The sequence below is a fragment of the Bradyrhizobium sp. INPA03-11B genome (assembly GCF_040446015.1).
In the GTDB taxonomy this organism is placed as follows: Bacteria; Pseudomonadota; Alphaproteobacteria; order Rhizobiales; family Xanthobacteraceae; genus Bradyrhizobium; species Bradyrhizobium macuxiense_A.
In genome coordinates this window covers 1-10,437 of sequence record NZ_JASGSR010000194.1, presented here as the reverse complement: position 1 = coordinate 10,437, position 10,437 = coordinate 1, and the positions used below count along the sequence as shown (strand labels likewise).

The window sequence follows — 10,437 nt, the reverse complement described above, 5'->3', positions numbered from 1 at the left end:
GCCACCAGACATCCTGAAGGACATCAACGAGACCGAGCCGAAGATCTCGGTCTTCCCGGAAAATTACGTCGCCTCCGTGGTCCGCCTGCGGGCCTATGACGACATGTTCCTGTACGTGGCGCGGCTGCTCGATCCGGCTGTTGTCGCCCAGCTCAAGCAGACCCAGACCAGCGCCGCCGAATATGCCCAGCTCGAGACCCGAAGGCTTGGCATCCAGGTCGCGTTCGCGCTGATGTTCGCGGTGATCGCGCTGACCATCCTGATGGCCTCGGTGCTGATCGGGCTGAACTTCGCCAACGGGCTGGTGTCGCCGATCCGCCAGCTGATGGGCGCGGCGAGCGAGGTCTCGACCGGCAATCTCAATGTCCAGGTGCCGGTCCACAAATCGGCCAGCGACCTCGCGCTGCTCGGCGAGATCTTCAACAAGATGACGCAGGAGCTGAGGACCCAGCGCAACGAGCTGGTCGATGCCAGCGAGACCATCGACAGCCGCCGCCGCTTCATCGAAGCGGTGCTGTCGTCGGCCTCTGCCGGCATTATCGGCGTTGATGCCTCCGGCAGCGTCGGCATCCTCAACCGCTCGGCGGAAAAGCTGATCGGGCACGCCGAGTCGGAGACATTAGGCCATCCGCTCTCCGACGTGCTGCCCGAGCTCGACGAGATGATGAAGACCGCGCGCGAGGGGACGCAGCGCCTGGTGCAGGGCCAGGTCACGATCCTGCGCGACGGCCATGAGCGCAATCTGTCGGTTCGCGTCTCGGCCGAGCAGACCAGTCAGTCCCGCGACAGCTACATCATCACGCTCGACGACATCACCGAATTGGTCTCCGCGCAGCGCACCTCGGCCTGGGGCGACGTCGCCCGCCGCATCGCGCACGAGATCAAGAACCCGCTGACCCCGATCCAGCTCTCTGCCGAGCGCATCCGCCGCAAGTTCGGCAAGACCATCACCGAAGAGAAGGACAAGTCGATCTTCGAGCAGTGCACCGACACCATCGTGCGCCAGGTCGACGACATCAGGCGCATGGTCGACGAGTTCTCGCGCTTTGCGCGGATGCCGAAGCCCGTGATGGAAGGCGAGGACGTCGCCGACGTGGTGCGCCAGGCGGTGTTCCTAATGAAGGTCGCGCATCCCGATCTCGTCATCGAGGCCGACATCAAGCAGTCGCCGCTGCCCGCGCAGTTCGACCGCCGGCTGATCTCGCAGGCGCTGACCAACATCATCAAGAACGCGACCGAGGCGATCGAGCAGGTGCCGCCCGAGGAACTCGGCAAGGGCCGCATCGACGTCGTGGCGCAGCGCGAGAACGACGACATCCTGATCGACGTCGTCGACAACGGGATCGGCCTGCCCAAGGTCGCGCGCGCGCGGCTGCTCGAGCCCTATGTCACGACGCGGGCGAAGGGCACCGGCCTTGGACTTGCGATCGTCGGCCGCGTTCTGGAGGACCATGGCGGCCGCATCGAGCTCAAGGACGCGTCCGATTTCCGCGAGGGCCAGCGCGGTGCCTGGATGCGGCTGCGCTTTTCCGTCACCGGCCAGGCGGCCAAGCCGGAGAACAAGCCCGAGAGCAAGGACCAAAAGCCGGACGTGAAACCGGAATCAAACAACCCCGAAAGTGAAAAAAATCCGCCGGAAGAGCCGACCAACGGCCCGGCACAGACGACCAACAATGAACCAAAAATCCAAGAAGCAAATAGCCAAGAGCCAAATGCGCAAGAGCCAAGAAGCCAAGAGCCAAAAATCAAAGCCGCGACGGGCGACTGACAAGGCAGGTGTAACCCATGGCAAGTGACATTCTGATTGTCGACGACGAAGCTGACATTCGTGACCTCGTCGCGGGTATCCTGGACGATGAGGGCTTCTCCACGCGCACCGCGCGCGACAGCGATTCGGCGCTGGCCGAAATCGCAAACCGCCGCCCGAACCTGATCTTCCTCGACATCTGGCTGCAGGGCTCCAAGCTCGACGGCCTGCAACTGCTCGAGCAGATCAAGAAGGACAATGCCGATCTGCCGGTCGTGATGATCTCCGGCCACGGCAACATCGAGACCGCGGTCGCCGCGATCAAGCGGGGCGCCTATGACTTCATCGAGAAGCCGTTCAAGTCGGACCGGCTGATTCTGGTCGCGACCCGCGCGCTCGAGACATCGCGGCTGAAGCGCGAGGTGAAGGAACTCAAGCAGCTGGCGCCCGCGGCGAGCGTGCTGACCGGCCGCTCGGCCTGCATGAACCAGCTGCGCCAGACCATCGACCGCGCCGCCAAGGCCAACAGCCGTATCCTGATCGTAGGTCCCTCCGGTGCCGGCAAGGAGCTTGCCGCGCGCACGCTGCATCATGCGTCGGGTCGCGCCGAGGGGCCGTTCGTGGTGATCAATGCGGCCGCGATCACCCCGGAGCGCATGGAGATCGAGCTGTTCGGCATCGAGGGATCGAACGGCGAGCAGCAGCGCAAGGCCGGCGCGCTCGAGGAAGCGCATGGCGGCACGCTGTTCATCGACGAGATCGCGGACATGCCGCGCGAGACCCAGAACAAGATCCTGCGCGTGCTGGTCGATCAGACCTTCCAGCGCCAGGGCGGCACCAGCAAGGTGCATGTCGACGTCCGCATCATCTCCTCGACCGCACGCAATCTCGAGGAGGAGATCGCCGGCGGCCGTTTCCGCGAGGACCTCTATCACCGCCTCTCGGTGGTGCCGATCCGGGTGCCGCCGCTGTCGGAGCGCCGCGAGGACATCCCCGAGCTGATCGACTATTTCATGGACCAGATCTCGGCGGCCACCGGCCTGCCGAAGCGGCAGATCGGACAGGACGCGATGGCCGTGCTGCAGTCCCACGTCTGGCCGGGCAACGTCCGTCAGCTCCGCAACAACGTGGAGCGGGTGATGATCCTGGCCGGCGGCGGCCCGGAGGCGATCATCACGGCCGACATGCTGCCGCAGGACGTCGGCTCCATGGTGCCGGCGATGCCCACCTCCAACAATGGCGAGCACATCATGGGCCTGCCGCTGCGCGAGGCGCGCGAGGTGTTTGAGCGCGACTATCTGATCGCCCAGATCAGCCGCTTCTCCGGCAATATCTCGCGCACCGCGGAGTTCGTCGGCATGGAGCGCTCGGCGCTGCATCGCAAGCTGAAGGCGCTCGGGGTCGGTTGACCCCGCGCTCCGGGCGAGCGGCTTGGAGTGCAGCCGACTTGGCGTTAAGCCTCGGCGATCACCCGCCGGGGTGGCAGGACCAGGGTCAGGGCCGGAGGGCCGGCGAGCGAGGCGAGGGTGGGGCCGGTACAACCGGGGGATTTATCCACTCTCCACGAGAATATTCGTCTCTTTCCTCGCCCTTTCTTAGAATTGCCACCGTGTTCCTACCGACTGCACCGCGAACCGGCTTGCCTAAAAACCGCGCGTGGCCTCTAATCCTACCGCTACGCCTGCCAGAGGGGGATCTCAGGGCAGGTGGGCAGCCGGGGGAGGCTCCGTGAGAGAGCCGCAACCGGTTCAATAAAAAGAAGCACAAGCTTGCGGGACAAAAACAATGGCGGCAGACCGCGCACAAAATCTACAAGACACCTTCCTTAATCACGTTCGTAAAACCAAGACGCCACTGACGATATTTCTGGTCAACGGAGTAAAGCTGCAGGGCATTGTCACATGGTTCGACAATTTCTGTTTGCTGCTGCGGCGCGACGGTCACTCGCAGCTTGTCTACAAGCATGCGATCTCGACCATCATGCCCGGAGCCCCGATTCAGCTGTTCGAAGGTGGTGAGGACGCACCGGCTTGAGAGTGAACTGATTGGAACCCTTCAATCGTGAAGGGGGCGCCGACCGGACCAAGTCTAGGCCCGGGTCGGCGGGGAACGGCAGCAGCGGGCGGGTGATCGTCATCGGCCCGTACCTGCGCGTGCGCCGTGGCGACGGCGACGCGCAGACGGAATCCTCTGTCCGCGACTACGAAGCGCGGATCGAGGAGGCCGCCGGCCTTGCCGGAGCGATCGATCTCACCGTGGTGGAATCCGTCATCGCGCCGATCAGCCAGATCCGACCCGCGACCTATCTCGGCAAGGGCAAGGTCGAAGAGATCAACGGCCTCGTCGCCAGCAACCACGTCGAGCTCGTGGTGATGGATTGCGCGCTGTCGCCGATCCAGCAGCGCAACCTCGAGAAGGCCTGGAGCACCAAGGTGCTCGACCGCACCGGCCTGATCCTGGAAATCTTCGGCCGCCGCGCCAAGACCAAGGAAGGCGCGCTGCAGGTCGAGCTCGCCCATCTCAACTACCAGCGCAGCCGACTGGTGCGGTCCTGGACCCATCTCGAACGGCAGCGCGGCGGCTTCGGCTTCATGGGCGGCCCCGGCGAAACCCAGATCGAGGCCGACCGCCGCCTGATCTCCGAGCGCATCACCAAGCTCGAAGGCGAATTGAAGAAGGTGCAGGCGACGCGGCGGCTGCATCGTGCCGGCCGCCAGCGTGTGCCGTACCGCGTGGTGGCGCTGGTCGGCTACACCAATGCCGGCAAGTCGACGCTGTTCAACCGCCTGACCAGGGCCGACGTGCAGGCCGCCGACATGCTGTTCGCGACGCTCGACCCGACGCTGCGCGCGCTCAACCTGCCGCACGGCGGCAAGTCGATGCTGTCTGACACGGTCGGTTTCATCTCCAATCTGCCGACCCAGCTGGTGGCCGCGTTCCGCGCCACGCTGGAGGAGGTGCTGGAAGCCGACATCATCCTGCATGTCCGCGACATCTCGCATGAGGATGCCGAGGCGCAGGAGCGCGACGTCGAGGGCGTGCTGCGTCAGCTCGGCATCGATCCCGACGCCGATGGCGGCCAGCGCATCATCGAGGTCTGGAACAAGATCGACCGCTTCGATCCCGAGGAGCGGGACAATCTGCGCAACATCGCCGCGCGCCGCCCACCGGAGCGGCCCTGCTTCCTGGTTTCGGCCGTGACCGGTGAGGGGATCGACGCACTGCTGTCGGCGATCGAGGATCGCCTGGCGGCCAAGCGCATGACGCTGCAGCTCTCGATCGACGCCTCCGACGGCGCCGGCATCAGTTGGCTGCACCGCAACGCCGAGGTCCTGAACAAGGAGCTCCATGGCGAGCGCTTCGACATGACGGTGCGGGTCGACGAGACCAAGCGCGACATCGTGGTGAGCCGGTTCGCCGCCGTGCCCCACGAGGCATAAGCCTCCGGCGCCGCGTGCCGCAATCTGCCGAAATATGACGGCGCCGTGACGCGGCCTCACTCCGGCGCGCCTGCGACGCGCCGCCGCACTTTCTGTTTGAAATCTCCGCCGCCTTGGTTCATTGCGCTGCAGAACGCAAAGGCGAGGGCGATCGATGCAAGACTCCGAAACCATGACCAAAGAGACGCTCAGCCCGAATGGGGACCTCGCCCATGCGCGGGCCCCCGAGATCGTCGATGCCCTGAACGCCCACGAGCCGGCGGATGCCGCAAAACTGCTGCAATCGCTGCCGGCGGAGAAGGCGATCGAGGTGCTCGACCTGCCCGGGCTCGACAACACCTGCGAGATCCTCGCCGAGCTGCCGCAGGACACCGCGGTGTCGCTGCTCTCAGGCGTCTCCGACGACCGCGCCGCCGACATTTTCAAGGAACTGGTCGAGCCGCTGCGCACCACGCTGCTGAACGGGCTCAATCCCGATACCCGCAGCGTCATCTCGGGGCTGCTGGCCTATCCCGAGCGCAGCGCCGGCAGCATCATGACGACCGAGTTCGTCAGCGTGCCCTCGAACTGGACCATCGCCGAGGTCCTGCATCACATCCGGATGGTCGAGCGGACCCGCGAGACCGTGTACTCGATTTTCGTGATCGATCCGGTCAAGAAGACCTTGATCCAGGCCGTGCCGCTGCGCCGCCTGATCTCGGCCGATCCCCACGCCAATGTGCTGACCGCTGCGCCCGCGCGAAAGCCGCTGATGATTGCGCCCGAGGCCGACCGCATGGAGGCGGCGCGGCTGATCTCGCGCTACGATCTGCTTGCGGTCGCGGTCGTCGACGGCCCAGGCCATATCCTCGGCATCGTCACGGTGGACGACGTCATCGACGCCATCGTCGAGGAATCGACCGAGGACGCCCAGAAGTTCGGCGGCATGGAAGCGATCGACGAGCCATACCTGCGGATCGGTTTCGGCGAGATGATCAAGAAGCGCGCCGGCTGGCTGTGCGCGCTGTTCCTGTCGGAAATGCTGACCGCGACAGCGATGCAGTCGTACCAGAGCGAGCTCGAGAAGGCGATCGTGCTGACGCTCTTCATCCCGCTGATCATGAGCTCCGGCGGCAACTCCGGCTCGCAGGCGACGTCGCTGCTGATCCGCTCGCTAGCGCTGCACGAGGTACGGCTGCGCGACTGGTGGCGTGTCGCCGTGCGCGAGCTGCCGACCGGAATCGTGCTCGGCTCCATCCTCGGCTTGATCGGCATTATCAGGATCACGCTCTGGCAGACGCTCGGCCTGTTCGATTACGGCCCGCATTGGGTGCTTGTCGCCACGACCGTCGGCGCCGCCCTGATCGGCATCGTCACTTTCGGCTCGCTGTGCGGCTCGATGCTGCCGTTCATCCTCAAGCGCATCGGCTTCGACCCGGCCAGCGCCTCCGCGCCGTTCGTCGCGACGCTGGTCGACGTAACCGGCCTCGTGATCTATTTCGGCGTTGCCGCCGTGATCCTGCGCGGGACGCTGTTGTAAGAGAAGGCTGCGCCCACATTCTCGCCGTCGTCCCTGCGAAAGCAGGGACCCATAACCACCGGCCCTGATTGTTGAGCACGCTCGAAGTTCTGCTCGCCTAGGTGAATCCTTGGCGATGCCGTGGGACTGATATCGTCCACCAACCGATAGATCACGCGGTATGGGTCCCGGCCTTCGCCGGGACGACGGCTTCATTTGCCGTCTTGGCCTCGTTCCACAAGGCATCCATCTCCTCGAGCGACGCCCCCTCCAGCGATCGTCCCTGCGCCGCCAGCGCCTTCTCGATATAGGCGAACCGCCGCTCGAACTTGGCGTTGGTTGCGCGCAGGGCGGTTTCCGGATCGGCGTCGACGTGACGGGCGAGGTTGACCAGCGCGAACATCAGGTCGCCGGTCTCTTCCGCGATCTCCTGCTTATCGTTGCGGTCGAGCGCTGCCTCGATCTCATCGGCCTCCTCGCGGATCTTGGCGAGCACCGCGCGCGGGTCGTTCCAGTCGAAGCCGACGGTGGAGGCCTTGCGCTGCAATTCCATCGCGCGCGTCAGGGCAGGCAGGCCCGCCTTCACGCTTGCGAGCAAGGATTTGTGCGCGGCGTCCTTCGGCGGCCGCCGCGCCGCGCGCTCGGCCTTCTCCTCGGCCTTGATGCGCTCCCAGGCGCTCTTGACGCCGGCCGGCTGGATGTTGCCGTCCTTGTCGGCAAAGACGTGCGGATGACGGCGGATCATCTTCCTCGTGATCGCCTCGACCACATCGCCGAACGCAAACGCGTTCTGCTCCTCGGCCATGCGGGCATGATAGACCACCTGCAGCAGGAGATCGCCGAGCTCCTCGCGCAGATCGTCGAGATCGCCGCGCGTGATCGCATCCGCGACCTCATAGGCCTCCTCGATCGTGTAGGGTGCGATGGTCTCGAAGTTCTGAATGAGATCCCATGGGCAGCCGGTCACCGGCGTGCGCAGCGCGGCCATGATCTCGATCAGGCGGGAAATGTCGCGGGAAGGGGTCATGGGACACCGGATTGTGAAGGGTAGACGCGTTATGCCAAATCGGCCCGGCCGATCCCAGAAGAACGCGCCGGAATCACGGCGCTGTCCACCGATTGGCCTCGGGCGCCGTCAGGTGCTAAATCGCGTTCCATGACCGATCAGAACACTTCCGACACCGCGCTGGTGCTGTTTTCCGGTGGCCAGGATTCCACCACCTGCCTGGCCTGGGCCTTATCGCAGTTTACACGCGTCGAGATGCTCGGCTTTTCCTACGGCCAGCGCCATGCCATCGAACTCGATTGCCGCGACCGGCTGCTGGCAGGGATCAAGCAGATGCGGCCGGATTGGGCGGCGAAACTCGGCGACAGCCATACGCTTGATATCCCGACGCTGTCTGAGATCTCCGACACCGCGCTGACCCGCGACGTCGCGATCGAAATGGGCGCAGACGGTCTGCCCAACACCTTCGTGCCCGGCCGCAACCTCGTGTTCCTTACCTTCGCCGCGGCGCTGGCCTATCGGCGGGGCATCCGCCACATCATCGGCGGCATGTGCGAAACCGATTATTCCGGCTATCCGGATTGCCGCGACGAGACCATCAAGGCGTTGCAATCGGCGCTCAATCTCGGCATGGCCAAGGACTTCGAGCTGCACACGCCGCTGATGTGGCTCGACAAGGCCGCGACCTGGCGGCTCGCGCACGAGCTCGGCGGGGCAGGGCTGGTCGATCTGATCCGCGAGCACTCGCACACCTGCTATCTCGGCGAACGCGGCGCACAGCACGATTGGGGCTATGGCTGCGGCGAATGCCCGGCCTGCAGCCTGCGCGCCAAGGGCTGGCGGGAATATGTCGCGCAGGGCAATCCCTGAGTAGCGACACCGCGTTGGTTGGCGGGCGATGCCAAATCAAACTCGCTGTCGTCCCTGCGAAAGCAGGGACCCATAACCACCGATGTTCGTTGCTAAGCTAGGCTGGAACGACGAGTCCCATTCGCTACATCCGCTGCGGGGTATGGGTCCCTGCTTTCGCAGGGACGACGGCTGCGAGCGTGGCGCGATCCAGTCACATGACGGAAGAGGGGCCGCTACTCGAAATCCTTCGCCGTCAGCTCGATCGGCTGGCCGTGCGGGGTGCGATCGGCAGCGTGGTCCCAGGCGTCGCGGTAGCGGTGCAGGGTCTCCGTTGTCGTGACGCCCTTGGCGGCCACGAGGTGTTCGAGCGTCGCCAGCCAGTGCTGGTAATAGGTCTCGCCGGTGTCGGGATCGCCGGCGGCCTGTGCGCGTTTGATCTGATCGGCGAGGGCGGCCGCCCATTCGGGCCAGCTGAACACGCCGCGGTCATGCAGCGTCAACGCCATCGCGAACGCCTGCGCTTCCCAAGGCGCACGGAACACCGGGCCTTCCTGATCGCGAGGAATGCTGGACACGGCGCTGGTCGCGCGCGCGGCGGCGTCGGCATCCATCAGATGGCCTCCAGATAGGGCTCGAACGCGTCGATCGAAACCTTGATGGTTGGATCGGAGTCCGGTCCCCACAATTCGCGTCCATCGAACACGACGGTGTACAGCCATTGCGGATGCTCGCCGGCGTCGTTCGCCGCAGTATCGGGGAAAACGTGACAGCCATGATCGCGCTCGACCACCCCGACATGACCACGCACGTAGCGCGGCAGCCGGGTGTGCGTGGCCGGATGGATGTTCTTCGCCCGCACCCGATCGCCGGCCTTGAATTTCGCGGCCGCCGGCGCGGTGCGGCCGAACTTGCCGCGCACCATGATGCGCTCGATATCGGCGGTCGAGAATTTGCCGTGCTTGAGCGCTTTCGCCGGCGCGACGGAATGTCCGGCAGCGACGTCGTCCTTGGAGATATAGCCCTTGTCGAGCAGCAGCGCCTCCAGCCCGAGCAGCCATTTCCTGTAATAGGAGCTCGACAGATAGACCTGCGGGGGCAGGGTCTCGCGATAGAAGCGCGAGGCATCGATGTTGAAGGCGCCGGCCGCGCCCATCGCGCGGACCATGGCGAGCACCCGCGATTCCCATTCCTGATGGAACATCGGCTCGTTCGGCTCGGGCTCGACCTTGCCGAACCCGTCCATGCCGCCCATGTCGTGGACGCCGTTCATGACGGCGCTCCCGGCGTCTTGGGGAATCCGGTGCCGATCATGGAATCGCGCGTCACGAGGTCAGCGAGTTGTTCCTCGCTCCAGCCCTCGGTGCCTGCGGGCCGCATCGGCAGCACCAGGAAGCGCGTCTCAGCCGTGGAGTCCCAGACCCGGATTTCCGTCTCCTTCGGCAGGCTGACGCCAAAATCGGCAAGCACGCCGCGCGGATCCTTCACTGCACGCGAGCGGTACGGCGAGGCCTTGTACCAGACCGGCGGCAGGCCGAGCATTTCCCAGGGGTAACAGGAGCAAAGCGTGCAGACGACCATGTTGTGACGGCCGGGCGTGTTCTCGATCGCGACCAGATGGTCGCCGACGCGGCTGACATGACCGAGGGTGCCGACCGCCTTGCTGGCGTCCTCAAGCAGCGCCTGCTTGAAGGCGGGATCGGTCCAGGCCTTGGCGACGACCTTGGCGCCGTTATGCGGGCCGATCTTGGTCTCATAGGCCTGCACGATGGCGTCGAGCGCAGCAGCCTCGACATAGCCCTTTTCGGTCAGGATCGATTCCAGCGCGCGGACGCGCAGTTCGGTTTCCGACAGTTCGGAATGGTCGTGATCGTGGTGGTGGTGATCATGTTCGCTC

10 protein-coding genes are annotated in these 10,437 nt (G+C 65.1%); 6 read left to right on the top strand and 4 right to left on the bottom strand.

Translation table 11 applies throughout. The annotated features are described in order from the left end of the window. From QMZ05_RS38995 to mgtE, 5 genes are all read left to right on the top strand, one after another. Nucleotides 1–1,768 (top strand): ATP-binding protein (locus QMZ05_RS38995; protein ID WP_353705592.1); only part of this gene is annotated, 1,768 nt, incomplete at its 5' end. Between the two features lie 17 nt (nucleotides 1,769–1,785). Continuing rightward, a complete protein-coding gene (locus QMZ05_RS38990; RefSeq protein WP_050419702.1) occupies nucleotides 1,786–3,156 on the top strand; it encodes a sigma-54 dependent transcriptional regulator in 1,371 nt (456 codons plus the stop codon). 376 nt (nucleotides 3,157–3,532) lie between these two features. Then, nucleotides 3,533–3,781, top strand: a complete 249-nt coding sequence (gene hfq / locus QMZ05_RS38985; RefSeq protein ID WP_006020546.1) for an RNA chaperone Hfq — start codon at nucleotides 3,533–3,535, stop codon at nucleotides 3,779–3,781. An 11-nt stretch (nucleotides 3,782–3,792) separates the two neighbouring features. Beyond that, nucleotides 3,793–5,187 carry a GTPase HflX gene (hflX, locus tag QMZ05_RS38980; protein WP_353705591.1) on the top strand — a complete coding sequence of 465 codons (1,395 nt, stop codon included), beginning with the start codon at nucleotides 3,793–3,795 and terminating at the stop codon, nucleotides 5,185–5,187. Nucleotides 5,188–5,341: 154 nt separating this feature from the next. After that, nucleotides 5,342–6,706 (top strand): magnesium transporter, encoded by a 1,365-nt coding sequence (gene mgtE, locus QMZ05_RS38975; RefSeq protein ID WP_353705590.1) that lies wholly within the window; start codon nucleotides 5,342–5,344, stop codon nucleotides 6,704–6,706. A gap of 151 nt (nucleotides 6,707–6,857) precedes the next feature. Here the strand turns inward: mgtE and mazG are convergent, their stop codons facing one another. Then, nucleotides 6,858–7,712: a nucleoside triphosphate pyrophosphohydrolase gene (gene mazG, locus QMZ05_RS38970; protein WP_353705589.1), complete on the bottom strand. Its 855-nt coding sequence runs from the start codon at nucleotides 7,710–7,712 to the stop codon at nucleotides 6,858–6,860. A gap of 129 nt (nucleotides 7,713–7,841) precedes the next feature. Here mazG and queC point away from each other — a divergent pair, with 129 nt between their 5' ends. Beyond that, on the top strand, nucleotides 7,842–8,561 hold the full coding sequence (gene queC / locus QMZ05_RS38965; protein WP_353705588.1) for a 7-cyano-7-deazaguanine synthase QueC: 720 nt from the start codon (nucleotides 7,842–7,844) through the stop codon (nucleotides 8,559–8,561). A gap of 215 nt (nucleotides 8,562–8,776) precedes the next feature. Here queC and QMZ05_RS38960 read toward each other — a convergent pair whose 3' ends face one another. The 3 genes from QMZ05_RS38960 to nthA form a co-directional block, all read right to left on the bottom strand. Continuing rightward, nucleotides 8,777–9,154 (bottom strand): nitrile hydratase accessory protein, encoded by a 378-nt coding sequence (locus QMZ05_RS38960; protein ID WP_353705587.1) that lies wholly within the window; start codon nucleotides 9,152–9,154, stop codon nucleotides 8,777–8,779. Then, the gene (gene nthB / locus QMZ05_RS38955; RefSeq protein ID WP_353705586.1) at nucleotides 9,154–9,813 is read right to left on the bottom strand and encodes a nitrile hydratase subunit beta; all 660 of its coding nucleotides are present in this window, start codon (nucleotides 9,811–9,813) and stop codon (nucleotides 9,154–9,156) included. Before nthB ends, QMZ05_RS38960 begins: the two co-directional genes overlap by 1 nt. Further along, nucleotides 9,810–10,437 (bottom strand): nitrile hydratase subunit alpha (nthA, locus tag QMZ05_RS38950; protein WP_353705585.1); only part of this gene is annotated, 628 nt, incomplete at its 5' end. The genes nthB and nthA, both read right to left, overlap by 4 nt.

What these genes read in the sequence shown, in the direction of transcription:
- hfq (WP_006020546.1), top strand. Translation starts at nt 3,533, where the DNA reads ATGGCGGCAGACCGCGCACAAAATCTACAAGACACCTTCCTTAATCAC.
- queC (WP_353705588.1), top strand. Translation starts at nt 7,842, where the DNA reads ATGACCGATCAGAACACTTCCGACACCGCGCTGGTGCTGTTTTCCGGT.
- nthB (WP_353705586.1), bottom strand. Translation starts at nt 9,813, where the DNA reads ATGAACGGCGTCCACGACATGGGCGGCATGGACGGGTTCGGCAAGGTC.
- QMZ05_RS38990 (WP_050419702.1), top strand. Translation starts at nt 1,786, where the DNA reads ATGGCAAGTGACATTCTGATTGTCGACGACGAAGCTGACATTCGTGAC.
- mazG (WP_353705589.1), bottom strand. Translation starts at nt 7,712, where the DNA reads ATGACCCCTTCCCGCGACATTTCCCGCCTGATCGAGATCATGGCCGCG.
- QMZ05_RS38960 (WP_353705587.1), bottom strand. Translation starts at nt 9,154, where the DNA reads ATGGATGCCGACGCCGCCGCGCGCGCGACCAGCGCCGTGTCCAGCATT.
- mgtE (WP_353705590.1), top strand. Translation starts at nt 5,342, where the DNA reads ATGCAAGACTCCGAAACCATGACCAAAGAGACGCTCAGCCCGAATGGG.